This is a genomic window from Acidimicrobiales bacterium, assembly GCA_036399815.1.
Classification (GTDB): domain Bacteria; phylum Actinomycetota; class Acidimicrobiia; order Acidimicrobiales; family DASWMK01; genus DASWMK01.
Map to the genome: position 1 here is coordinate 1 of DASWMK010000192.1, position 23,423 is coordinate 23,423.

At 76.2% G+C, this 23,423-nt stretch carries 26 protein-coding genes; all 26 read left to right on the forward strand.

What is annotated here, in order from left to right; translation table 11 throughout:
- Positions 1-550, forward strand: a 550-nt coding sequence (locus tag VGB14_14335; GenBank protein HEX9994102.1) for an MsnO8 family LLM class oxidoreductase, incomplete at its 5' end; no start/stop codon positions are given.
- 65 nt (positions 551-615) lie between these two features.
- A complete protein-coding gene (locus VGB14_14340; GenBank protein HEX9994103.1) occupies positions 616-795 on the forward strand; it encodes a helix-turn-helix domain-containing protein in 180 nt (59 codons plus the stop codon).
- The gene (gene pilM / locus VGB14_14345; protein ID HEX9994104.1) at positions 795-2,492 is read left to right on the forward strand and encodes a type IV pilus assembly protein PilM; all 1,698 of its coding nucleotides are present in this window, start codon (positions 795-797) and stop codon (positions 2,490-2,492) included. The genes VGB14_14340 and pilM overlap by 1 nt, the downstream gene beginning before the upstream one ends.
- On the forward strand, positions 2,489-3,133 hold the full coding sequence (gene pilO / locus VGB14_14350) for a type 4a pilus biogenesis protein PilO (protein ID HEX9994105.1): 645 nt from the start codon (positions 2,489-2,491) through the stop codon (positions 3,131-3,133). Before pilM ends, pilO begins: the two co-directional genes overlap by 4 nt.
- Complete coding sequence (locus VGB14_14355) at positions 3,130-3,840, forward strand: hypothetical protein (protein HEX9994106.1); 711 nt, start codon at positions 3,130-3,132, stop codon at positions 3,838-3,840. Before pilO ends, VGB14_14355 begins: the two co-directional genes overlap by 4 nt.
- The gene (locus tag VGB14_14360; GenBank protein ID HEX9994107.1) at positions 3,813-4,916 is read left to right on the forward strand and encodes a fibronectin type III domain-containing protein; all 1,104 of its coding nucleotides are present in this window, start codon (positions 3,813-3,815) and stop codon (positions 4,914-4,916) included. The genes VGB14_14355 and VGB14_14360 overlap by 28 nt, the downstream gene beginning before the upstream one ends.
- On the forward strand, positions 4,913-5,485 hold the full coding sequence (locus VGB14_14365; GenBank protein ID HEX9994108.1) for a prepilin-type N-terminal cleavage/methylation domain-containing protein: 573 nt from the start codon (positions 4,913-4,915) through the stop codon (positions 5,483-5,485). The genes VGB14_14360 and VGB14_14365 overlap by 4 nt, the downstream gene beginning before the upstream one ends.
- On the forward strand, positions 5,479-6,639 hold the full coding sequence (locus VGB14_14370; GenBank protein HEX9994109.1) for a hypothetical protein: 1,161 nt from the start codon (positions 5,479-5,481) through the stop codon (positions 6,637-6,639). Before VGB14_14365 ends, VGB14_14370 begins: the two co-directional genes overlap by 7 nt.
- Before the next feature lie 22 nt (positions 6,640-6,661).
- Entirely contained in the window at positions 6,662-7,822 is a 1,161-nt protein-coding gene (gene aroC / locus VGB14_14375; GenBank protein HEX9994110.1) for a chorismate synthase, read from the forward strand.
- Positions 7,819-8,331, forward strand: coding sequence for a shikimate kinase (locus tag VGB14_14380; protein HEX9994111.1), 513 nt, complete (start codon positions 7,819-7,821; stop codon positions 8,329-8,331). Before aroC ends, VGB14_14380 begins: the two co-directional genes overlap by 4 nt.
- Entirely contained in the window at positions 8,328-9,329 is a 1,002-nt protein-coding gene (locus tag VGB14_14385) for a 3-dehydroquinate synthase family protein (protein ID HEX9994112.1), read from the forward strand. Before VGB14_14380 ends, VGB14_14385 begins: the two co-directional genes overlap by 4 nt.
- Positions 9,326-9,766: a type II 3-dehydroquinate dehydratase gene (locus VGB14_14390; protein ID HEX9994113.1), complete on the forward strand. Its 441-nt coding sequence runs from the start codon at positions 9,326-9,328 to the stop codon at positions 9,764-9,766. The genes VGB14_14385 and VGB14_14390 overlap by 4 nt, the downstream gene beginning before the upstream one ends.
- Positions 9,763-10,866 carry a Xaa-Pro peptidase family protein gene (locus VGB14_14395; protein HEX9994114.1) on the forward strand — a complete coding sequence of 368 codons (1,104 nt, stop codon included), beginning with the start codon at positions 9,763-9,765 and terminating at the stop codon, positions 10,864-10,866. Before VGB14_14390 ends, VGB14_14395 begins: the two co-directional genes overlap by 4 nt.
- A gap of 8 nt (positions 10,867-10,874) precedes the next feature.
- The gene (gene efp, locus VGB14_14400) at positions 10,875-11,435 is read left to right on the forward strand and encodes an elongation factor P (GenBank protein HEX9994115.1); all 561 of its coding nucleotides are present in this window, start codon (positions 10,875-10,877) and stop codon (positions 11,433-11,435) included.
- Positions 11,436-11,437: 2 nt separating this feature from the next.
- A complete protein-coding gene (gene nusB / locus VGB14_14405) occupies positions 11,438-11,836 on the forward strand; it encodes a transcription antitermination factor NusB (GenBank protein HEX9994116.1) in 399 nt (132 codons plus the stop codon).
- A 64-nt stretch (positions 11,837-11,900) separates the two neighbouring features.
- On the forward strand, positions 11,901-12,332 hold the full coding sequence (locus VGB14_14410; protein ID HEX9994117.1) for a GNAT family N-acetyltransferase: 432 nt from the start codon (positions 11,901-11,903) through the stop codon (positions 12,330-12,332).
- 99 nt (positions 12,333-12,431) lie between these two features.
- Positions 12,432-12,998, forward strand: coding sequence for a bifunctional pyr operon transcriptional regulator/uracil phosphoribosyltransferase PyrR (gene pyrR, locus VGB14_14415; GenBank protein HEX9994118.1), 567 nt, complete (start codon positions 12,432-12,434; stop codon positions 12,996-12,998).
- A complete protein-coding gene (locus VGB14_14420; GenBank protein ID HEX9994119.1) occupies positions 12,995-13,909 on the forward strand; it encodes an aspartate carbamoyltransferase catalytic subunit in 915 nt (304 codons plus the stop codon). Before pyrR ends, VGB14_14420 begins: the two co-directional genes overlap by 4 nt.
- Positions 13,906-15,189 carry a dihydroorotase gene (locus VGB14_14425; GenBank protein HEX9994120.1) on the forward strand — a complete coding sequence of 428 codons (1,284 nt, stop codon included), beginning with the start codon at positions 13,906-13,908 and terminating at the stop codon, positions 15,187-15,189. The genes VGB14_14420 and VGB14_14425 overlap by 4 nt, the downstream gene beginning before the upstream one ends.
- Positions 15,186-16,271 carry a glutamine-hydrolyzing carbamoyl-phosphate synthase small subunit gene (gene carA / locus VGB14_14430; protein HEX9994121.1) on the forward strand — a complete coding sequence of 362 codons (1,086 nt, stop codon included), beginning with the start codon at positions 15,186-15,188 and terminating at the stop codon, positions 16,269-16,271. The genes VGB14_14425 and carA overlap by 4 nt, the downstream gene beginning before the upstream one ends.
- Positions 16,261-19,569: a carbamoyl-phosphate synthase large subunit gene (gene carB / locus VGB14_14435; GenBank protein ID HEX9994122.1), complete on the forward strand. Its 3,309-nt coding sequence runs from the start codon at positions 16,261-16,263 to the stop codon at positions 19,567-19,569. The genes carA and carB overlap by 11 nt, the downstream gene beginning before the upstream one ends.
- Entirely contained in the window at positions 19,566-20,483 is a 918-nt protein-coding gene (locus VGB14_14440) for a dihydroorotate dehydrogenase (GenBank protein HEX9994123.1), read from the forward strand. The genes carB and VGB14_14440 overlap by 4 nt, the downstream gene beginning before the upstream one ends.
- Positions 20,476-21,183 (forward strand): orotidine-5'-phosphate decarboxylase, encoded by a 708-nt coding sequence (gene pyrF / locus VGB14_14445; GenBank protein ID HEX9994124.1) that lies wholly within the window; start codon positions 20,476-20,478, stop codon positions 21,181-21,183. The genes VGB14_14440 and pyrF overlap by 8 nt, the downstream gene beginning before the upstream one ends.
- A gap of 334 nt (positions 21,184-21,517) precedes the next feature.
- The gene (mihF, locus tag VGB14_14450) at positions 21,518-21,841 is read left to right on the forward strand and encodes an integration host factor, actinobacterial type (protein HEX9994125.1); all 324 of its coding nucleotides are present in this window, start codon (positions 21,518-21,520) and stop codon (positions 21,839-21,841) included.
- 83 nt (positions 21,842-21,924) lie between these two features.
- On the forward strand, positions 21,925-22,224 hold the full coding sequence (gene rpoZ, locus VGB14_14455) for a DNA-directed RNA polymerase subunit omega (GenBank protein ID HEX9994126.1): 300 nt from the start codon (positions 21,925-21,927) through the stop codon (positions 22,222-22,224).
- Between the two features lie 10 nt (positions 22,225-22,234).
- On the forward strand, positions 22,235-23,423 hold a 1,189-nt coding region (coaBC, locus tag VGB14_14460), incomplete at its 3' end, for a bifunctional phosphopantothenoylcysteine decarboxylase/phosphopantothenate--cysteine ligase CoaBC (protein ID HEX9994127.1).

Here is a 23,423-nt window from a genome sequence, read left to right on the forward strand (position 1 = left end):
CGGCCGGGGCGACCGGCCGGCGCTGTGGATGCTCGGGTCGAGCGACTACAGCGCCCAGGTGGCCGGGCTGCTCGGCCTGCCGTTCTCCTTCGCCCACCACTTCGCGGCCGCGAACACCTTGCCGGCCCTGGCCGCCTACCGGGCCACGTTCGAGCCGTCGGCCGACCTCGACCGCCCGTACGCCATGCTCGGCGTGGCCGTCGTGTGCGCGGAGACGACCGAGCGGGCCCGCTGGCTGGCCGGGTCGGGCGCGCTCTCGTTCCTCCGCCTCCGCCAGGGCCGGCCCGGCCGGCTGCCGACGCCCGAGGAGGCGGCCGCGCACGACTTCACCCCGGCGGAGCGCGAGCTCGTGGCCGGGTGGACGGCACCGCTCGTCGTCGGCGACCCGCCCACCGTCCGGGCCGGGCTGGCCGACCTGGCCGCCCGCACCGGGGCCGACGAGCTGATGGTCACCACGATGGTCCACGCGCCCGCCGACCGGCTGCGCTCCTACGAGCTGGTGGCCGAGGCGTGCGGGCTCACCGGGGAGGCGCCGGCCCCCGCCGCCTGACGTCGGCGCCCCGAACTTCCGGCTCACGTCCGGGCCGGGTGGGGCCGATGTTCAAGGTGTTGCGAGTGGTTCCCTTCCCCGACCGGCTCCTGACCGTCCGTGAGGTCGCCGGGATCATGCGCGTGTCGACGATGACCGTGTACCGGCTCATCCAGGCCGGCGACCTGCCGGCGCTGCGGGTGGGCCGGAGCTGGCGGCTGCGGGGCGCCGAGGTCGACGCCTACCTCGGGCGGGGGGCGGGCTGATGGCGTTCCGGGCCATCGGCCTCGACGTCGGCACCGCCGCCGTGCGGGCGGCCGAGGTGTCGGTCAGCCGCGGGGTGGTGACCCTCGAGCGGTTCGGCCAGGTCGCCGTGCCGGTCGGGTCGGTGGCCGCCGGCGAGGTCGTCGACCCGCCCGCCGTCGCCACCGCCATCCGCCGGCTGTGGCGGGAGGCCGGGTTCTCGTCGAAGCAGGTCGTCGTCGGCGTCGGCAACCAGCGGGTGGTCGTCCGCCAGGCCGACCTGCCCGACATGCCCGTCGACGAGCTGCGGTCGGCGATCACGTTCCAGGCCCAGGAGCTGATCCCGATCCCGGTCGAGGACGCCATCCTCGACTTCCAGGTGCTCCAGCAGTACACCGGCCGGGACGGCGAGCCGCTGGTCCGGGTGCTGCTCGCCGCCGCCCAGCGGGACATGGTCGCCGCCCTGCTGGCGGCCGTCACCAACGCCGGGCTCGAGGCCGTGAAGGTCGACCTCGTGCCCTTCGCCCTCCTCCGCTCCCTGGCCTCGGTGACCTTCTCGGTCGACCCGACGGCCTACGCGGCGGGCACGGCCGAGGCGCTCGTGTGCGTCGGCGCCGGCACCACGAACATCGTCGTCCACGAGGCCGGCATCCCCCAGTTCGTCCGCATCCTGACCCTCGGCGGCGGCGACCTGACCGACGCCGTGGCCGAGGAGCTGCACGTCCCGGCGGACGTGGCCGAGGACCTGAAGCGCCGGGCCAACCCGCTCGGCCTCGGCGACGACGAGCGGGCCGCCCGCATCGTGGCCGGGCAGCTGGCGCCGTTCCTCGACGAGGTCCGCGGCTCGCTCGACTACTACCTCGCGCAGGGCGGGGAGGTGGCCGGCCTGCGGGGGGTCGTCCTCACCGGCGCCGGCTCCCGCATCCCCGGCCTGGCCGAGCGGCTGGCCGGCCTGCTCGGCGTGCCCGTCGCCGTCGGCGACCCGCTCGGCCCGCTCGTCGTCGGGCGCACCGGCCTCTCCGACGAGCAGCTCTACGCGGCCCGCGACGTGCTGGCCGTCCCCGTCGGCCTGGCCCTCGCCGCCCAGTCGGGCGAGTCCCGGCGGATCAGCCTGCTCCCGCCCGACGTCGCCGCCTCCCGGGCCGAGCGCCGGCAGATGGTCGGGGCCGGCGCCGCCCTCGCCGCGCTGGCGTCGCTGCTCGTCGCCCTCTGGCTGGTGCGGGGCACCCAGGTGGGCGCGGCGGCCGACGAGGCCGGCGTGGAGGAGAGCACGACCCGCCAGCTCCAGGCGACCCTGGCCGGGATGGGCGACGTCGCCGACGTCGAGGCGCAGATCCGCCAGCGCCAGGTGGTGGTCGGCAACGTGCTCGACGGCGAGATCGCCTGGAGCCGCCTGCTCCAGGAGATCGCCACCGTCCTCCCGAACGACGTGTGGCTGACCTCGTTCGAGGGCGCGGCGGCGACGGCCGACGCGCCGGCCCGCCTCGACATCGGCGCCATGGGCGCCGACCAGGCCTCGGGCGCGCGGTGGCTGATGCGGGTCGGCGAGCTCGACGCCATCGGCGAGCTGTGGCTGCCCGCCTCGACGCGGGAGGAGCGCGACGGCGGCGTGTCGGTCGTGTCCTTCCAGTCGACCGCCACGCTCACGCCGTCGGCCGCCAGCGACCGCCTGGCCGCCTACCTCGCCGAGCCCGGCGACGACGAGGCGGACGGGTCGTGAGCCGCAAGGTGATCGCCGTCGCCGCCCTCGGCGCCGTGCTCATCCTCGGGCTCTGGTACGTGGCCCTCTGGAAGCCCCAGTCGGGCCGGCTGTCGGCCGCGCACGCCAGGGAGGAGACGGCCGCCCGCCAGAACCAGCAGCTGCGGCTGGCCGTCGCCCGCCTCCAGGCCGCCGGGGACCAGGCGCCCGAGCTCACCAGCCAGCTGGAGCGGCTCCGGGTCGCCGTCCCGGACGGGCCCGACCTGGCCCAGTTCCTGCTCGACGCCGAGGACGCGGCGTCCGCCGCCGGCCTCGACTACCTGTCGGTCAGCCCGTCGCCGCCGTCGGAGCCCGAGGGCGGCGGCCCGGCCGAGATCGCCGTCGCCATGGAGCTGAACGGCGGCTACTTCCAGGTGCTCGACTTCCTGAACCGGCTGGCCGAGCTGCCGCGGATCGTCGTGGTGGACGGCGTGTCGCTGACCGCGGGCGAGGAGGACGGCGTCGGCGCGCCCGACCTCACCCTCACGATCGCCGGCCGGCTGTTCGTCACGTCCGTCCCCGAGGGCGCCGGGGCGCTCGCCGGCACGAGCGCCGGCGCCGCGGGCGACGGGCAGCAGCCGGCCGGCGACGAGCAGGCGAGCGGCGCGGGGAGCGACCGGTGACGACCAGGGGCACGTCGTCGCGGCGCCTCCTCGTCATCCTGGCGATCGGCGTGGCGCTCATCGGGCTCAACACCGTGCTGCCCCGGGTCCTGTTCGGCGGCGGCGACGAGGAGGCCATGGTGCTGCCCAGGGCGACCAGCCCGGCCGGCGGCGCCGCGCCGGCCGCCGGCGACGAGCCGTCGCAGACCTTCGAGACGTTCAGCGACGAGAACCCCTTCGAGCCCGCCATCGCCCTGCCCCTCGCCGACGACGGCGAGGACGACGGGGAGGAGGCGGCGCCGTCCCCGTCGACCACGGCCCCGCCGGCGCCCCGCCCGGGCGACGCCGACGGCGACGGGTTCCCCGACCTGCTCGACGACAGCGACGGCGACGGCCTGCCCGACAGCCTCGACCCGCCCACCCCCGCCACGACGGCCCCGCCGACCACACCGGGGACGACGACGACCACCGTCCCGCCGCTGCCGAGGACGACCGAGGGCGACAGCAGCCAGGGCACGATCGTCGAGCTGCTCGAGCTGTACGTGGGCGACCGGGGCGAGGTCGTGGCGTCGGTGCGGGTGGACGACGAGGTGTCGACGGTCGCCGAGGGCGAGCGCTTCGCCCGCAACTTCGAGGTCGTGTCGCTGTCGGTCGCCGACCAGTGCGGCGAGTTCCTGTACGGCGACGACCGGTTCGACCTGTGCGTGAACCAGTCGCTGCTCAAGTAGGGGGGCGCGAGGCCGGGTTCACCTTGGCCGAGCTGCTGGCCGCGCTGGCCGTGCTCACCGTCGGCCTCTACGGGCTCGCCACGGTGTTCGCCGGGTCGGCCAGGGTCACCGGGTCGGCCGGCGGGCGGACCCAGGCGCTCGCCATCGTCGGCGGCGAGCTCGAGCGGCTGCGGGCCGTCCCCTACGGCGACCTCGGCCTGGCCGGTGGCGACCCGGCCGGCAGCGAGGCGGCGACCGGCACCGAGGACCTCGGCGGGCGCAGTTTCACGATCACCAGGGCGGTCGCCTGGGCCCAGGCGGGCGACGCCGCCGACGAGCGGTACAAGCGGGTGACGGTGACGGTGAGCTGGGACGAGGACGGGGCGCCGGCGGCGGTGTCGCGGTCGGTCGTCGTGTACCCCGGCGGCCTCGGCCCCGCGGGCGCGACCACGTCGACGACGGTGTCGGCCGGGGCACCCGGCAAGCCGAGGAACCTCAGGGCGGCGCCGACGAGCGGGTCGGAGTCCAGCTCGATCGACCTCAGCTGGGGCCTCACCGGCAACCAGCCGTCGTCGTGGGCCGTGCAGCGCTCGGGCGACGGCGGCCTGACGTGGACCGCGGTCACCACCGTGACCGGCGGGGCCAGGGCCGCCACCGTCTCGGGCCTGACGGCCAACCGCCTCCACCGCTTCCGGGTGCGGGGGGAGAGCGGCGCGCTGGCCTCGGACTGGGTGTACCGGAGCGCGAGGACCGAGAGCGCCACGTCGTCGTCCACCTGCATCCTCCAGGCCACCTCGGTGGTGCCCCTGGTCGCCGCCCGGGTCGACGGCGGGGCGCTGGCCCAGTCGGTGGCCGTGCAGATCTCGACCAGCGGCACCTGCACCGGCACCTACCGCTGGCGGGTCGTCACCGTCCCGGAGAACCCGGCGGCCGTCGCCATCACCGGCACCATGACGAGGACGCTCGGCCTCCTGTCGGGCACCATCCCGGCGGCGACGGCCACGTGGACGGCGGGGGAGAAGCTCGTCCAGGTCGTCGACGAGTCGCGGTCGGGCTCGCCGGTGGTCGGCCAGGCGACCCTGACGGTGCTGCCGTGACGGCCCGGCCGGCCGCGGGGGACGGCGGGTTCTCGCTCACCGAGGTGATGGTCAGCCTCGTGATCTTCTCGGCCGTGCTGGCCTCGGTGGTCGGCATGCTGTCGTCGTTCACCGCCACCGAGCGGCGGGGCGAGGCCCAGGCCGCCAACCAGGCCGCCGTCCGCCTGGCCGTCGCCGCGCTCGAGCGGGACGTGCGCGACGCCACCGGGGTCGGCCTGCTCGGGTCGGCGGCCGCCTACGCCGAGACCCTGCTGCTCACCGTCGACGGCGGGTGCGTGCGCTGGGAGGCGGCCGACGGCGAGCTGGCCCGGTCGGAGGAGTCGCCGTGCGGGACGGTGACGACGAGGCGGGTGCTGGTGGCGACCGTCGAGGCCGTCGGCTCGGCGCCGGTGTTCGCCTACCACCGCCCGGGCGGCGAGGCCATGGACGCGGGTGAGACGGCGTGGGACTTCGCCACCTGCGCCGCCCGGGTCGTCGTGCGCTTCGCCGGCGCGGCCGACGACCTGGCCCCCCCGTTCCCGGTGGAGGGCGACGCCCGCCTGCGGGCCGGGAGGCCGGCCGCGTGCTGAGGCCGCCGGCCGGGCCGCGGCGCCGGGGGTCGGGGGACGACGGGAGCCTCGCCGTCGCCGTCGGCGTGATGATGGTGCTGACGTTCCTGTCGATCGCCGTGCTGGCCCGCAGCCTGGCGTCGCTGGCCGACGTCCGCCGGCTCCAGGCGAGGGACGCCGCGCTCGCCGCCGCCGAGAGCGGCCTGTCCGACGCGCTGTTCGACGTCGACCAGCTGGACGGGGCGCTGGCCGCCCTGTCGGGCACCGGCGACGGGTTCACCTGGTCGGCCACCCCGGACGGCGACGGCTACGACGTCCGGGTCGACGCCACCGTGCAGGGCGCGTCGACGGCCATCGCCGCCCGGGTGGCCCGCAGCGACGAGGGCCGCTGGCCCTTCACCCTGTTCGCCCAGCAGGACCTCGTGCTCGACGACGGCACCGGCGACCGCCCGGCCGTCGTCGCCCAGGACGGCGTGGTCGGCTCCAACCGGTCGGTCGGCGTGCGGGGCACCCTCCCGGTGGGCGGCGACGCGCAGTGGTTCTACACGCCGGGCGGCTCCTGCACGGGCTGCCTGGCCGGCGTCCAGCAGCCCGGCCCGAGGGTGGTCCCCGACCCGGCCGAGCCGGCCGGGGCGTCGCCCTGCCCGGTCGACAGCGAGGGGCGGGTCGACGCCGTCCTCCACGCCGGCACGTACGCCTGCGACGACGACCTCCGCTTCGACGGCACGGTCACCGTCCTCGCCACCCCGGACGACCCGGTGACGATCTGGGTCGGGCCCGGCGCCGACGTCGACCTCCAGGACGCGGTCGTGAACGCGGGCGGCGACGCCGCCGAGCTCGTCCTCCAGAAGGCCGGGTCGGGGTCGGTGTGCGCGGGCGACGTGGCCGACGCCGCCCTCCACGTGTGCGACCACGCCCACGACACCCCGGCCGTGTTCGAGGGGATCCTGTACGCCCCGTCGGCCGACCTGAAGATCGCCGGGCAGGGGGTGGCGATCGTGGGGTCGGTGACGGTGAACGCCGTCGCCGTCTCCCACCTCGACGACGGCGACGAGGTGGCGTCGCTGTCGGTCGCCTACGCCGACGAGCTGGCCGCCCTGCCGGCCACCGACTGGTCGGTGTGCGCCTGGGAGCAGCTGCCGGCCGGCGCCCCCACCCCCGACCTGGCCTGCTGACCCCCACCGGTACGCTTCGGGCGTGCTGCGCTTCCTCACCGCCGGCGAGTCCCACGGGCGGGGCCTCGTCGTGGTGGTAGAGGGCGTGCCGGCCGGCCTGCCCCTCACCGTCGAGGACATCGCCGGGGAGCTGGCCAGGCGCCGGCTCGGGTACGGGCGGGGGCCGCGCATGCGGGTCGAGCAGGACGAGCTCACCCTGCTCGCCGGCGTCCGCCACGGCCGCACGCTCGGCTCGCCCGTCGCCATCGAGGTGCTCAACACCGAGTGGCCGAAGTGGGAGCAGGAGATGTCGCCCGCCCCCGGCGAGCCGTCCCGCCGGCTCACCCAGCCCCGGCCGGGCCACGCCGACCTGGCCGGCATGCAGAAGTACGGGCTGCGCGACGCGAGGGACGTGCTGGAGCGGGCGTCGGCGCGCGAGACGGCGGCCAGGGTGGCGGCCGGCTGCGTGGCCAAGGCGCTGCTGGCCCGGCTCGGCGTGCAGGTCGTGTCCCACGTCGTCCAGCTGGGCCGGGCCAGGGCCAAGCCCGGCACCCGGCCGGCGCCGGCCGACCTCCCGGCCGTCGACGCCTCCCCGGTCCGCTGCTTCGACCCCGACGCCGAGGAGGCGATGGTGGCCGAGGTCAAGGCGGCGGCCAAGGAGGGCGACTCGCTCGGCGGGGTCGTCGAGGTGGTGGCCTGGGGGGTGCCGGTGGGCCTCGGCAGCCACGTCCACTGGGACCGCAAGATCGACGGGCTGCTGGCCGGGGCGCTGATGAGCATCCAGGCCGTGAAGGGCGTGGAGATCGGCGAGGGCTTCGAGGTGGCCGGGCGGCGGGGGTCGGAGGCCCACGACCCGATCGTGTGGGACCCGGCCGGGCCGGCCTACCGGCGGGAGGGCACGCTGGCCGGTGGGGTCGAGGGCGGCATCACCGTCGGCGGCGAGGTCGTCGCCCGGGTGGCGATGAAGCCGCTGGCCACGCTCAACCGCCCCGTCCTGCGCACGGTCGACACCGAGACCAAGGAGGCGACCCTCAGCTTCAGGGAGCGCACCGACGTGACCGCCGTGCCGGCCATGGGGGTCGTGGCCGAGACCATGGTCGCCCTCGTCCTCGCGTCCGAGGCGATGCGGAAGTTCGGCGGCGACTCGGTGGACGAGCTGGTCCGCAACCGCGACGCCTACCTGGCGTCGCTGGCCGACCCGTGACCGGCGGGCGCCACGTCATCCTCGTGGGGATGATGGCGAGCGGGAAGTCGGCCGTCGGCCCGATCGTGGCCGAGCGGCTGGGGCGGCCGTTCGTCGACAGCGACGACCAGGTCGAGGCCCGCACCGGGCGGACCGTGCGGGAGATCTTCGAGTCCGACGGCGAGGCCGCCTACCGCGTGCTCGAGGCCGAGGCGCTCCGGGAGGCGGTCGAGCGGGCCGAGCCGGTCGTCGTGGCCGCGGCCGGCGGGACCGTGCTCGACCCCGGCAACCGGGAGCTGATGCGCTCGGCCGGCACCGTCGTGTGGCTCTACGCCGACCCCGAGGTCCTCGCCGGGCGGGTGAGCGGCGGCGACCACCGGCCGCTCCTCGGCGACGACCCGGCCGCCGCCCTCCGCCGCCTCCACGACGAGCGCCTCCCGCTGTACCGGGACGTGGCCGACCACGTCGTCGACGCCGACGACCGGTCGGCCGAGGACGTGGCCGAGCAGGTGCTCGGGCTGCTGGCGTGATCACCGTCCCCGTCGCCCTCGGCGACCGCTCCTACGACGTGCTGGTGGGGGCGGGCGCCCGCCACCGGCTGCTCGAGGTGCTGCCCGTCGGCGCCACCCGGGCCGCCGTCGTCACCCAGGAGGCCGTCGGCGTGCCCGTCGACCCCGGCGTGGAGCACCGGGTGTTCCTCATGGACGACGGCGAGGACGCCAAGTGCCTGGAGACGGTGGAGGACCTGTGCCGGCGGTTCGCCCGCTGGGGCCTCAGCCGGGGCGACGTGGTCGTGGCCGTCGGCGGCGGGGTGGTGACCGACACGGCCGGGCTGGCCGCCGCGCTCTACCACCGGGGCGTGCCCGTCGTGCACGTGCCGACCACCCTGCTCGGCCAGGTCGACGCCGCCATCGGCGGCAAGTGCGGCGTCAACCTGCCCGAGGGCAAGAACCTCGTGGGCGCGTTCTGGCAGCCGGCGGCCGTGCTGTGCGACGTCGAGGTGCTGTCCACCCTGCCGCCCCGCGAGTACCGCAGCGGGCTCGGCGAGCTGGCCAAGTACCACTTCCTCACCGGCGAGGACCTGCGCGACCTGCCCCTCGACGAGCGGGTGGCGGCGGCCGTGCGGGTCAAGGCCGCCGTCGTGGCCGAGGACGAGCGGGAGGGCGGGCGGCGGGCCGTCCTCAACTACGGCCACACCCTCGCCCACGCGCTGGAGACGGCCGGCCGCTACGACCTGCGCCACGGCGAGGCGGTCGCCGTCGGGCTGGCCTTCGCCGCCCGCCTGGCCCACCGCCTCGGCCGGGTCGGCGACGACCGGGTGGACGACCACGACCGGGTCCTCGCCGCCTACGACCTGCCCACCCGCCTGCCGCCGGGCACCGACCCGGGCGAGCTCGTCACCCTGATGCGGCGGGACAAGAAGGCCATCGGCGGGCTGACGTTCGTGCTCGACGGCCCCCGGGGGGTCGAGGTGGTGCGGGACGTGGCCGAGGACGACGTGCTGGCCGCGCTCGGGGAGCTGCGGTGAGCCGGCCGGTCGTCCTCCTGCTCTCGGGGCCGAACCTGAACCTGCTGGGCGAGCGCCAGCCCCTCGTGTACGGGCCGGCCACCCTGGCCGACCACGTCGCCGCCGCCACCGAGGCGGCCGACGCCGCCGGCCTCGACCTGGAGCACGTCCAGTCCAACGCCGAGGCCCCGCTGGTCGACGCCGTCCACGGCGCCAGGGGGCGGTGCGCGGCGATCGTCGTGAACGCCGCCGCCCTCACCCACTACGGCTGGTCGCTGGCCGACGCGCTCGCCACCTTCGACGGCCCCGTCGTCGAGGTCCACCTCTCCAACCCCTACGCCCGCGAGCCCTGGCGCCACACCTCCGTGGTGACGCCGGTGGCCACGGGCTCGATCGCCGGCTTCGGCGGGCACGGCTACGTGCTCGCCGTCGAGGCCGTGAGGAGGCTGCTCGCATGACCACCACCGCCCTTCCGCCCATGGACGTTGCTGGCCGGGCCGCCCGGCTGCGCGAGCGCCTCGGCGCCGCCGGCTGCGACGCGCTGCTCGTCACCAGCCTGACCAACGTCCGCTACCTCACCGGCTTCACCGGGTCCGCCGGCCTGCTGCTCGTCCTGCCCGACGAGCTCGTGTTCACCTCGGACGGCCGCTACCGCGACCAGTCGGCCGAGCAGCTGGCGGCGGCCGGCGTGGAGGCCCGCATCGAGATCAGCGCCACCGACCAGAAGGGCGTGCTCTCGGCGGCGGCCAAGGGCGTGCGCCGGCTCGGGCTGGAGGCCGGGCACGTGACCTGGGCGCAGCAGCGGGCGATGGCGGCGGAGTGGTTCGCCGACGCCGAGCTGGTCCCGACCGAGGGGCTGGTCGAGGACCTGCGCCTGGTGAAGGACGACGGCGAGGTGGCCCGCATCGCGGAGGCGGCCCGCATCGCCGACGCCGCCCTCGCCGCCGTGCGGGGCCGCCTGCTCGAGGGGCCGACCGAGGAGGAGCTCGGCCTCGAGCTCGACACCGAGATGCGCCGCCTCGGCGCCGACGGGGTGTCGTTCGAGACGATCGTCGCCGCCGGGCCGAACGGGGCCAAGCCCCACGCCCGGCCGAGCGGGCGGCGCATCGCCGACGGCGACCTCGTCGTCCTCGACTTCGGCGCGCTGGTCGACGGCTACCACTCCGACATGACCCGCACGTTCACCGTCGGCGACGTCGGCGGCACGGCGGCCAGGATGCTCGAGGTGGTGGCCGCGTCGCAGGCCGCGGGGGTCGCCGCCGTGCGGGCCGGGGCCGCCGCCGCGGACGTCGACGGGGCCTGCCGGGAGGTCATCGCCGAGGCCGGCTGGGCCGACGCCTTCCTCCACGGGACCGGCCACGGGGTGGGCCTCGACATCCACGAGGCCCCGAGGGTGTCGGGAGCCTCCGCTGCTACCCTGGCCGCCGGCCACGTGGTCACCGTCGAGCCCGGGGTGTACCTCCCGGAGGTCGGCGGGGTCCGCATCGAGGACACCGTGGCCGTCACCGCCGACGGGTGCCGCACCCTGACGCTCGCGCCCAAGTCCCCGGAGCCCTGAACCACGCCATGGCGATCACCACCAACGACCTGAAGAACGGCATGACCCTCGACCTTGACGGCGACCTCTGGCAGGTCGTCGAGTTCCAGCACGTGAAGCCGGGCAAGGGCGGGGCGTTCGTCCGCACCACGCTCCGCAACCTGCGCACCGGCAACCAGCTGGACCGCACGTTCCGGGCCGCCGAGAAGGTCGACCAGGCCGTGATCGACAAGCGGGAGATGCAGTTCCTCTACCGCGAGGGCGACGAGTACGTGTTCATGGACAACAGCTCCTACGACCAGATGCACGTCGGCCGGTCCACCCTGGGCAAGGCGGCCAGCTTCCTCGTCGAGGGGGCGTCGCCCGTCCTCCAGATGTACCGGGACGAGATCGTGGGCGTGGACCTGCCCGCCGCCGTCGACCTCGAGGTCGTCGAGACCGAGCCGGGCCTCCAGGGCGACCGGGTGTCGGGCGCCCGCAAGCCGGCGACGGTGAGCACCGGGCTCGTCGTGCAGGTGCCGCTGTTCGTCAACGTGGGCGACAAGATCAGGGTCGACACCCGCTCGGGCGAGTACATCACCCGGGCCTGACCGTGGGCCCGGTCGGCGGCCGCCACGAGGCCAGGGAGCGGGCCCTCGGGCTGCTCTACGAGGCCGAGGCGAAGGAGCGCCCGCCGGCCGACGTGCTCGACGAGCTGCCCGTGGAGCCCGACCCGTACGCCGCCGACCTCGTCGTCGGGGTGACCGACCGCCAGCGCGAGATCGACGGGCTGCTGCGCCGCTTCGCCAAGGGCTGGAGCCTCGAGCGCATGCCGGCCGTGGACCGGGCCGTGCTGCGGATGGCGACCTACGAGCTCGGCTGGCGGCCGGACGTGCCGACCGGCGCGGTGATCGACGAGGCCGTGGAGCTGGCCAAGCGCTACTCGACCGACGACTCGGGCCGGTTCGTGAACGGGATGCTGGCCCGGATCGCCGAGGAGCTGAGGGGCTGAGGGGCTGACCGCCCCGTCCCCGCTGCCGCTGCCGGACCCGCCCCTGGCCGACGACCTCGTCCGCCTGCGGCCGTGGCGGCCGGATGACGCGCCCGCGCTGGCGGCCGCCTGGGCCGACCCCGAGGTGCAGCGCTGGACGGCCGTGCCGCCCCGCCGCACCGAGGCCGACGCGGCCCGGTGGATCGCCGGGGAGGCCGAGCGCCGGCGCCGGGGCCTGGCCGTCGACCTGGTGGTCTCGCCGGCCGACGGCGACGACGTGTGGGGCGAGGTCGGCCTCGGCCCCATCGACTGGCCGTCGGGCACGGCCAATCTCGGCTGGTGGGTCGCCGCTCCGGCCCGGGGGAGGGGCGTGGCCACCAGGGCGGCCGTCCTGTTGGCGACCTGGGCCACGACGGCCCTCGCTTTGCAGGTGGCGACCGAGGTCGACCCCGCCAACCCGGCCTCCGCCCGCATCGCCGCCCGCGTCAGGGCGGCCGTTCACGCAAGCCGCCGGTAGGTCCCCTCGGGGGCGATCCACGACCCGGTGGTGGTCGTGGGTTAGCGTCCCCTCCCGACCGTGAAGCGGGTCCTGTGAGGCCCGAACGGGAGGAGGCACGTGGCCGAACGCGAACGGAAGCTGGCGCCCCCGTACGGGGGCGCTTTCGTCGCCCGGAGCCAGGTGATGGACGCCGCCGACCTCGAGCGGGCCGTCTGGCGCATGGCCCACGAGATCGTCGAGCGCAACCACGGGCTCGACGGGGTGGTGCTGATCGGGCTCCAGACGGGCGGGGTGCCGCTGGCCCACCGGCTGGGCGACGCCCTCCAGCGGATCGAGGGGGTGGCCGTGCCCGTCGGCTCGCTCGACGTCGCCCTCTACCGCGACGACATCGGCCTGCGGCCGGTCCTGCCCGAGGCCGTCACCGCCATCCCGGTCGGCCTCGACGGCGCGGTCGTCGTGCTGGTCGACGACGTGCTGTTCACCGGCCGCACCATCCGCGCCGCGCTCGACGCCGTCACCGACTTCGGCCGGCCCAGGGCCGTCCAGCTGGCCGTGATGGTCGACCGGGGCCACCGCGAGCTGCCCATCCGCCCGGACTTCGTCGGCAAGAACCTGCCGACCCGCCGCGACGAGGTCGTCGACGTGCGCGAGGACGGGGTCGACCTCGGGGAGATGGTCCGATGACCCACCTGCTCTCGATCGCGGACCTCGGCGCCGACGGCATCGAGGAGGTGCTGCGCCTGACCGACACGTTCGTCGAGGTCGGCGAGCGGCCCATCCCGCGGGTGCCGGCGCTGCGGGGCCGCACCGTCGTGTCGCTGTTCTACGAGGACTCGACCCGCACCCGGCTGTCGTTCGAGACGGCGGCCAAGCGCCTGTCCGCCGACACCATGAACTTCAGCGTCGGCACCTCGGCGGTGAAGAAGGGCGAGAGCCTGCGGGACACGGTCGAGACCATCGTGGCCATGGGCGTGGACGCCATCGTCGTGCGCCACGCCTCGGCCGGCGTGCCGTGGCAGATCGCCTCGTGGGTCGACGCGTCCGTGATCAACGCCGGCGACGGCTGGCACGAGCACCCGACCCAGGCCCTGCTCGACTGCTACACGATCCGCCAGCGGCTCGGCTCGGTCGAGGGCCGGCGCATCGCCATCGTCGGCGACGTGAAGCACTCCAGGGTGGCCCGCTCCGACGTGCTGGCCTTCACCATGCTCGGCGCGGAGGTCACCCTCGTCGCCCCGCCCACCCTCCTGCCCCCGGCCGTCGAGTCGTGGCCGGTCGAGGTCAGCACCGACCTCGACGCCGTGCTGCCCAAGGTCGACGTCGCCTACCTGCTGCGCATGCAGCGGGAGCGCATGACCGAGGCGCTCCTCCCGTCGCTCCGCGAGTACACGACCTGCTACGGCCTCACCCCCCGCCGGGCCGCGCTGCTGCCCGACGAGGCCATCGTCATGCACCCCGGGCCGATGAACCGGGGGGTCGAGGTGGCGGCCGAGGTCGCCGATCTGCCAAGGTCGGTGATCACCCAGCAGGTCAAGAACGGGGTCGCGGTGCGCCAGGCGGTGCTGTTCTCGCTGCTCGCGGAGGTGACGGCGTGACCCGCCTGCTGGTCAGGGGCGGCACGGTCGTCGACGCCACGGGCACACGGCGGGCGGACGTGCTCGTGGACGGCGGGACGGTCGCCGCCGTCGGGCCCGGCCTCGACGTCCCCAGGGGAGCGACCGTGCTCGACGCCGGCGGGTGCCTCGTCGCCCCCGGCCTCGTCGACCTGCACACCCACCTGCGCCAGCCCGGGCGGGAGGAGGCCGAGACGGTCGAGACCGGCGCCAGGGCCGCCGCCCTCGGCGGCTTCACGTGCGTGGTGGCCATGCCCAACACCGAGCCGGCCGTCGACTCGGCCGGCGTGGTGCGCGAGGTGCTCGACCTCGGCCGCCACGCCGCCTGCGACGTGCGGGTGGCCGGCGCCATCACCGTCGGCCGGCGGGGCGAGCTGCTCGCCCCGATGGCGGAGATGGCGGCCCTCGGCGTGCGCCTGTTCACCGACGACGGCACCGGCGTGCAGGACGCCCGCCTCATGCGCCGGGCCCTCGAGTACGCCACCGGCCTCGACGTGACCCTCGCCCAGCACTGCGAGGACGCCGCCCTGGCGGAGGGCGGGCACATGCACGAGGGCGAGTGGTCGAGCCGGCTCGGCATCCCCGGCGTGCCGGCCGAGGCCGAGGAGGTGATGGTCCTGCGCGACGTCGCCCTCGCCCGCCTCACCGGCGCCCGCGTCCACTTCCAGCACCTGTCGACGGCCCGCTCGGTCGACCTCGTGCGCGCGGCCAAGGCCGAGGGCCTCCCGGTGACCGCCGAGGCGACCCCGCACCACCTCGTGCTCACCGACGCCGCCGTGGCCGGCTACGACCCGGTGTTCAAGGTCAACCCGCCGCTGCGCCCCCAGGCCGACGTGGACGCCGTGCGGGCCGGCCTGGCCGACGGGACCGTCGACGCCATCGCCACGGACCACGCCCCGCACGCCCAGGAGGAGAAGGAGAAGCCCTTCGACCAGGCCCCGCCCGGGATGCTGGGCCTGGAGACGGCGCTCGCCGTCGCCCTCACCGAGCTCGCCCTCGACCCGGCGGCCATCCTGGCCCTGCTGTCGTGGCGGCCGGCGGCCGTCGCCCGGGTGGCCGACGAGCACGGCGGCCCGGTGGCCGAGGGCCGCCCGGCCAACCTGTGCGTGGTCGACCCGGCCGCGGCGTGGACGGTCGACCCCGCCCGCCTGGCGAGCCGCAGCCGCAACACGCCCTACGCCGGCCGCCGCCTGACCGGCCGCGTCCGCCACACGGTCCTCCGGGGCGAGCCGGTCGTGGTCGACGGCGAGGCGCAGCGGTGACGCCCGCGCTCCTCGTCCTCGCCGACGGCACGACCTTCGAGGGCGAGGCCGTCGGCGCCGAGCCGCCGGGGGGCGTCGCCACCGGCGAGGTCGTCTTCAACACGGCGCTCACCGGCTACCAGGAGGTGCTGACCGACCCGAGCTACGCCGGCCAGATCGTCGCCTTCACGTACCCGCACGTCGGCAACTACGGCGTCACCCCCGTCGACCTCCAGGCGGCCCGGCCGGCGTGCCGGGGGGTGGTGGTGCGGGACCTGGCCAGGCGGCCGAGCAGCTGGCGGGCCGAGGAGGGCCTCGGCGCCTGGCTTCGGGCGACCGGCATGGCCGGGATCGCGGGCGTCGACACCCGGCGGCTCACCCGCCACATCCGCGACGCCGGCGCCATGCCGGCCGCGCTCGGTCCGGCCGACCACGCCGACCTCCTCGCCGCCGCCCTGGCGGAGCCGGGGACCGACGGGGTCGACCTCGTCGCGTCCGTCACCTGCGCCGAGCCCAGGACCCTGGACGCCACCGGCGAGGCCCGCCGCCGCATCGTGGCCTACGACTTCGGCGTGAAGTGGACGATGCTCCGCCACCTGCGCCGGCTCGGCACCGTCGAGGTCGTGCCCGCGTCGACCCCCGCGGCCGACGTGCTGGCGAGGGAGCCGGACGGCGTGTTCCTGTCGAACGGCCCTGGCGACCCGGCCGCCGTCGAGGGCGCCGCCGACGCCATCCGCGGGCTGCTCGGCGAGGTGCCGGTGTTCGGCATCTGCCTCGGCCACCAGCTGCTGGCGACGGCGCTGGGCGGCCGCACCGAGAAGCTGCGCTTCGGCCACCACGGCGGCAACCACCCGGTGCGCCGCCTGTCCGACGGGGCCGTCGAGATCACCAGCCAGAACCACGGGTTCGCGGTGGTCGACGGCACCGTGCCCGGGGCCGACGTCACCCACGTCAACCTCAACGACGGCGTGGTCGAGGGCCTGCGCTGCCGGGACGTGCCGGCCTTCGGCGTGCAGTACCACCCCGAGGCCGGGCCCGGCCCGCACGACGCCCGCTACCTGTTCGAGGAGTTCGCCGGCCTGATGGACCGCCATGCCCCGTAGGACCGACCTCGAGAGCATCCTGCTGATCGGCAGCGGCCCCATCGTCATCGGCCAGGCCTGCGAGTTCGACTACTCGGGCACCCAGGCCTGCCGGGTGCTGCGGGCCGAGGGCTACCGGGTCGTGCTGGTCAACTCCAACCCGGCGACGATCATGACCGACCCGGACTTCGCCGACGCCACCTACGTCGAGCCCCTCGAGGCGGACGTGGTCGCCGCGGTGATCGCACGGGAGCGGCCCGACGCCGTGCTGCCGACCCTCGGCGGGCAGACGGCGCTCAACCTGGCCATGGCGCTCGTGGAGCGGGGCGTGGTCGGCGCGCCGGGCACGCCCGAGCTGATCGGCGCGGACGCGGAGGCCATCGCCACGGCCGAGGACCGGGAGCGGTTCAAGCGGGCCATGCAGGAGGTCGGCCTGGCCGTGCCGGCGTCGGCCATCGCCCGCAGCGTGGAGGAGGCCGAGGCCGCGGTCGCCGAGATCGGCCTGCCCGTCATCGTCCGCCCCGCCTACATCCTCGGCGGGCGGGGCACGGGCATGGCCGCCACCCTCGACGAGCTGCGCCGCATCACGGCCGCCGGCCTGGCCGCCAGCCCGATCGGCGAGGTGCTGGTCGAGCGGTCCATCGCCGGCTGGAAGGAGTACGAGCTCGAGGTCATGCGGGACCGGGCGGACAACTGCGTGGTCGTCTGCTCGATCGAGAACCTCGACCCGATGGGCGTGCACACCGGCGACTCGATCACGGTCGCCCCGGCCCAGACCCTGTCCGACGTGGAGTACCAGGCCATGCGGGACGCCGCCTTCACGTGCATGCGCCGGGTCGGCGTCGAGACCGGCGGGTCCAACGTGCAGTTCGCCGTGAACCCGCGCACCGGCGAGCAGGTCGTGATCGAGATGAACCCGCGCGTCTCGCGCAGCAGCGCGCTGGCCTCGAAGGCGACCGGCTTCCCGATCGCCAAGATCGCCGCCCGGCTGGCCGTCGGCTACACGCTCGACGAGATCCCGAACGACATCACGAGGAAGACGCCGGCCAGCTTCGAGCCGACCATCGACTACGTCGTCACCAAGGTGCCCAGGTGGGCGTTCGAGAAGTTCCCGGGCACGACCGGCGTGCTGGGCACGTCGATGCAGTCGGTGGGCGAGGCCATGGCCCTCGGGCGCACGTTCCCCGAGTCGCTCCAGAAGGCGCTGCGCTCCCTCGAGCACGGCCGGCTCGGGCTGAACTGCGACCCGGCCGAGGCCGCCCTGGACGACGCCACCGACGCCGACCTCGTGCGCCGGGCGTCGGTGGCCACCCCCGACCGGCCGTTCCACCTCGAGGCGGCGCTGCGCCGGGGCATCTCCGTGGACGACCTGGCCGCGGCGACCGGCGTCGACCCCTGGTTCCTCGACCAGATCTCCGCCATCACCGAGGAGCGGGCCGCGCTGGCCGCCACCGGGCTCGACGGCATGGACCGGGCCGCCTGGCGGCGGGCCAAGCGGCTCGGGTTCGCCGACGCCCAGCTGGCCTGGCTGTGGGGGGTGGACGAGGGCGAGGTCCGGCGCCGCCGGCTGGCCGCCGGGGTGCGGCCGACGTACAAGACGGTCGACACCTGCGCCGCCGAGTTCGAGGCGGCCACGCCGTACCTGTACTCGACGTGGGAGGACGAGGACGAGGTGCCGGCGGGGGAGCGGCCGGCCGTCGTCATCCTCGGCTCCGGCCCCAACCGCATCGGCCAGGGCATCGAGTTCGACTACTGCTGCGTGCACGCCAGCTTCGCCCTGCGGGCCGCCGGGTTCGACACGGTGATGGTCAACTGCAACCCGGAGACGGTGTCGACCGACTACGACACGAGCGACCGCCTGTACTTCGAGCCGCTCACCTACGAGGACGTGCAGAACGTGCTCGACGCCGAGGCCGCGGCCGGCACCCTGGCCGGCGTGGTCGTCGGCCTCGGCGGGCAGACGCCGCTGAAGCTGGCCGGCCGGCTCGACCCGGGCCTCGTCCTCGGCACGTCGCCGGCGTCGATCGACGCCGCCGAGGACCGGGAGCGGTGGGCCGCGCTGTGCGCCCGCCTGGAGATCCCCCAGCCGGCCGGCGGCACGGCCACGACCGTGGAGGAGGCGCTCGCCGTCGTCGCCCGGGTCGGCTGGCCGGCCCTGCTGCGCCCGTCGTACGTGCTCGGCGGGCGGGCCATGGAGATCGTCTACGACGACGCCGGGCTGCGGGCGGCCATGGCCGAGCTGGCCCGGTTCGGCAGCCTCGGCCGGGAGGGCGGCCTGTCGGCCGAGCGCCCGGTGCTGATCGACCGGTTCCTGGAGGACGCCACCGAGGTCGACGTCGACGCCGTGCGCGACGCCACCGGCGAGGTGCTCGTCGGCGGGGTGATGGAGCACGTGGAGGAGGCCGGGGTGCACTCGGGCGACAGCGCGTGCGCCATCCCGCCGCCCACCCTGCCGCCCGAGACCGTCGCGCTGCTGCACGACCACACCGCGGCGATCGCCGAGGCGCTGGACGTCCGCGGCCTGCTCAACGTGCAGTACGCGGTGAAGGGCGGCCGCGAGGTGTTCGTCATCGAGGCCAACCCCCGCGCCTCGCGCACGGTGCCGCTCGTGGCCAAGGCCACCGGGGTGCCGCTGGCCGCCGTCGCCGCCCGGGTGATGGTGGGGGCCACGCTCGCCGAGCTGCGGGACGAGGGGCTGCTGCGCGAGCCGGCCACCGGCCACGTCGCCGTGAAGGAGGCGGTGCTGCCGTTCAACCGCTTCCCGGACGTCGACACCGTGCTCGGCCCGGAGATGCGGGCGACCGGCGAGGTCATGGGCGTGGACCGCACGTTCGGCCTGGCGTTCGCGAAGAGCCAGGTGGCGGCCGGGTTCACCCTGCCCCGCGAGGGGATGGTGCTGTTCTCGCTGGCCGACCGGGACAAGCCGGCCGGGCTGGCCGCCGCCCGCCGCTTCGCCGACCTCGGCTTCACCATCGCCGCCACCTCCGGCACGGCCGCCCACCTCGAGGCCAACGGCGTGGCCGTGGACGTCGTGGCGGCCAAGGTCGGCGACCCCGTCGGCCCCGGCGTGGTCGACCTCGTCGAGAGCGGCAAGGTGGCGCTCGTCGTCAACACGCCCCGGGGCCGGGGGCCGAGGGCGGACGGGCGGCCCATCAGGCGGGCGGCGGCGGCGACCGGCGTGCCCTGCCTCACGACGGCGGCGGCCGCCCTGGCGGCGGCGACCGGCGTGGCCGACATGGCGACGCACGCGGCGCGGGTGCGGTCGCTCCAGGAGTACCACCGGGGCGAGCGGTCCGACCAGCTCACCCTGCCCGTGTGACCCCCGACCTGGCGACGGCCGTCGGGCCGGTGGCCCTGCCCAACCCGGTGATGACGGCGTCGGGCACCGCCGGGCACGGCGCCGAGCTCGGCCGCTACCTCGACCTGTCGGCGCTCGGCGCCGTCGTCGTGAAGTCGCTCTCGGCCGGCCCGTGGGCCGGCAACCCGGCGCCCAGGGTGGTCGAGACGGCGGCCGGCATGCTGAACAGCGTCGGGCTCCAGGGCCCGGGCGTGGCCGCCTGGCTGGACCAGGACCTGCCGGCCCTCGCCGCCGCCGGGGCCCGGGTCGTCGCCAGCATCTGGGGGACGACGGTCGACGGCTACGCCGAGGCCGCCGCCCTGCTCGCCGGGGCGCCGCCGGCCGTCGTCGCCGTCGAGGTCAACCTCAGCTGCCCGAACGTCGAGGAGCGCCGCCGCATGTTCGCCCACTCGCCGGCGGCGACGGCCGAGGTGATGGCGGCGACGGCGGCCTGCGGCCGGCCCCGGTGGGCCAAGCTCAGCCCCAACGTCACCGACCTCGTCGCCGTGGCCGAGGCCGCGGCCGGCGCAGGCGCCGACGCCGTCACCCTCGTCAACACGGTGATGGGCCTGGCCGTCGACCCCGAGACCCGCCGGCCCCGGCTGGGCGCCGGCGGCGGGGGGCTGTCCGGCCCGGCCATCCACCCGGTCGCCGTGCGGGCCGTGTGGGACGTCCACGCCGCCCTGCCGTCGCTGCCCGTCGTCGGGGTCGGCGGGGTGGCGAGGGCCGAGGACGCCGTGGAGCTGCTGCTGGCCGGCGCGTCCGCCGTCCAGGTGGGCACGGCGACCTTCGCCGACCCGCGCGCCCCGGCCCGGGTGCTGGCCGGCCTGGAAGACTGGTGCCGGCGCCACGGGGTGCGGCGTGCCGGCGAGCTGATCGGAGCAGCCCATGGATGACGGGTCGACCACCACCGCGGCCGCCGACGTGCGCGACCGGCTGGCCCTCGCCCTCGACCTGGACGACCTGGTCGCCGCCCTGCGGGTGGCGAAGGAGTTGCGGCCCTGGTTCGGCACGGCCAAGGTCGGCCTGGAGCTGTACACGGCCGTCGGCCCCGACGCCATCGGCGCCCTCGCCGACCTCGGCTACGACGTCTTCCTCGACCTCAAGCTGCACGACATCCCGAACACCGTGCACAAGGCGGCCAAGGTGCTCGGCGCGCTCGGGGCGTCGTACGTGACCTTCCACGCCCACGGCGGGGTCGAGATGCTGCGGGCCGGGGTGGACGGGCTGTGCGAGGGCGCCGAGCGGGCCGGCCTGCCGGCGCCCGTCGCCGTCGCCGTCACCGTGCTCACGAGCGACCGGGACGCGCCGCCCCACATCGTCCCCAAGCGGGTCCGCATCGCCGTCGAGGGCGGCTGCAAGGGGATCGTGTGCGCGGCCGAGGACGCCAAGGAGGCGCGGACGTACGCGCCCCGCCTCACCGTCGTCGTCCCGGGCATCCGCCCGGCCGGCACCGCCCACCACGACCAGGCCAGGGCGGCCACGCCGAAGGAGGCGCTGGCCGCCGGCGCCGACGTGCTCGTCGTCGGCCGGGCGGTGACCGCCGCGCCCGACCGCGCCGCCGCTGCCCAGGCCCTCGTCGCCGAGCTCGCCTGACCGGCGGGCCCCGTCGCCGACCTCGCCTGACCGGCGAGGCCCCGTCGCCGAGCTCGCCTGACCGGCGGAGCCCTCGTCGCTCAGCTCGCCTGACCGCGGAGGCCCCGGGGCGGGGCGCCGTGCCCCGGGCGACCACGCCGCCCGCGGCCACCCGCCCGGCGGCGGACGCCCGGCGCGGCCGCGCCCTCGGTGGTCCTCCGGGCGGCGCCCGTCGTGCTCCACCGGGGCGGCTGCCCGGCCCTCGGCCGCCGGGGGGAGGGCGCCCCTCGCGGGCCGGCGCCGCGGTCGCTCCGGGGGCGATACCCCCGCCGCACCAGCCGCTAGGGTGCGCGCCATGCCTCTGCCTCCTTCTCTGTCGCCCGACCAGCGAGCCGCTGCCCTCGAGAAGGCCGCGGCCGCCCGCCGCCAGCGCGCCGAGCTGAAGGAGAAGCTCAAGATGGGGTCGGTGTCCCTCGACGAGCTCTTCACCCAGGCCGACGCGGACGAGACCGTGGGGAAGATGAAGGTCCTCGCCGTGCTGGAGTCGCTGCCCGGCGTCGGCAAGGTGAAGGCCAGGCGGACGATGGAGTCGGTGGGGATCAGCGAGACCCGGCGGCTGCGGGGCCTCGGCCGCTCCCAGCGCGAGTCGCTGAAGAAGGCCTTCGAGCGCAAGTCCTGACGCGGCGCCCTCCGTGGGGGCGGGGAGGGGCGCTGCTACCCTGGGACGCTGCCCCTGCCCGCCCCACCGCGCCCGGAGATCCGATGGCTGTCCGCCACGACACGATGATGAACCCCCGGATCGAGGAGCTCCTCGGCCGGGCCGGTTCGAAGTTCACGCTCGTCACCCTGGCCGCCAAGCGGGCCCGGCAGATCAACGCCTACTACGGTCAGCTCGGCGAGGGCCTCGGCGCCATCGTGCCGCCGCAGGTGACCTCGGCGGCGTCGAAGCCGCTGTCGATCGCCTTCGAGGAGATCGCCGCCGACAAGATCACGTTCCGGCCGACCGGGGAGGGCGAGCAGGGCGAGCCGTCGACCGACGGCGAGGCCGGCGCCGGCGAGTAGGGGCCACGCCGTGCTGGCCGGCCGCCGGGTCGTCCTCGGCGTCACCGGCGGGATCGCCGCCTACAAGGCGGTGGAGGTGTGCCGGCGCCTCGTCGACGCCGGGGCCCACGTCGCCCCGGTCCTGACCCGCTCGGCCACCCGCTTCGTCGGCACGGCCACGTTCGACGCGCTGGCCTCCGAGCCGGCGCAGACCTCGCTCTGGGACGGGCCCCACCCGATCCCGCACACCCGCCTCGGGCAGTCGGCCGACGCCGTCGTGGTCGCCCCGGCCAGCGCCCGCCTGCTCGGCTCGTACGCGGCCGGCATCTCCTCGGACCTGCTGACCGCCACCCTGCTCGCCACCCGGGCGCCGGTGGTCGTCGCGCCGGCCATGCACACCGAGATGTGGGAGCACCCGGCCGTGCAGGACAACCTGGCCGTGCTGCGCCGGCGGGGCGTGGTCGTGGTGCCGCCCGAGGCCGGCCGGCTGGCCGGCGGCGACGTGGGGGCCGGCCGCCTCGCCGCCCCGGCCGTGGTCGTCGCCGCCGTCGAGGCCGCGCTCACCCCCCGGTCCCTCGCCGGCGTGCGCGTCGTGGTCACCGCCGGCGGCACCCGCGAGCCGCTCGACCCCGTCCGCTACCTGGGCAACCGGTCGTCGGGCAAGCAGGGCCACGCCGTCGCCGACGAGGCCGTGGCCCGCGGCGCGGACGTCGTCCTCGTCACGACCACCGACCTGCCCGGCCCGCCCGGCGCCGAGGTCGTGCGGGTCGAGAGCGCGGCGCAGATGGAGGCGGCCGTGGCCGCCGCCGCCGAGGAGGCCGACGTGGTCGTGATGGCCGCGGCCGTCGCCGACTTCCGGCCGAAGGCCGTCGCCGACCACAAGATCAAGAAGGAGGGGGGCCCGCCCGACGTCGTGCTCGAGCCGACCCCCGACATCCTCGCCGGCCTCGGGGCCCGGCGGCGGCCCGGCCAGGTGCTGGTCGGCTTCGCCGCGGAGACCACCGACGTGGTGGCGAACGCGAGGGCCAAGCTGGTGCGCAAAGGGGTCGACCTGGTCGTCGCCAACGACGTTTCGGCCCCGGGTGTCGGGTTCGGGCACGACACGAACGCCGTCGTGATCGTCCGGGCCGACGGCGTCGACAAAGATGTCCCGCTGACCGGCAAGCGGGGCGTCGCCAGGGCAATCCTCGACGCTGTCGAATCGATGAGGAGCGGATCGT

Coding starts and splice junctions, on each gene's coding strand:
- pilM (HEX9994104.1), top strand. CDS start 795: ATGGCGTTCCGGGCCATCGGCCTCGACGTCGGCACCGCCGCCGTGCGG.
- VGB14_14395 (HEX9994114.1), top strand. CDS start 9,763: ATGACCACCACCGCCCTTCCGCCCATGGACGTTGCTGGCCGGGCCGCC.
- efp (HEX9994115.1), top strand. CDS start 10,875: ATGGCGATCACCACCAACGACCTGAAGAACGGCATGACCCTCGACCTT.
- VGB14_14420 (HEX9994119.1), top strand. CDS start 12,995: ATGACCCACCTGCTCTCGATCGCGGACCTCGGCGCCGACGGCATCGAG.
- carB (HEX9994122.1), top strand. CDS start 16,261: ATGCCCCGTAGGACCGACCTCGAGAGCATCCTGCTGATCGGCAGCGGC.
- pyrF (HEX9994124.1), top strand. CDS start 20,476: ATGGATGACGGGTCGACCACCACCGCGGCCGCCGACGTGCGCGACCGG.
- mihF (HEX9994125.1), top strand. CDS start 21,518: ATGCCTCTGCCTCCTTCTCTGTCGCCCGACCAGCGAGCCGCTGCCCTC.
- rpoZ (HEX9994126.1), top strand. CDS start 21,925: ATGGCTGTCCGCCACGACACGATGATGAACCCCCGGATCGAGGAGCTC.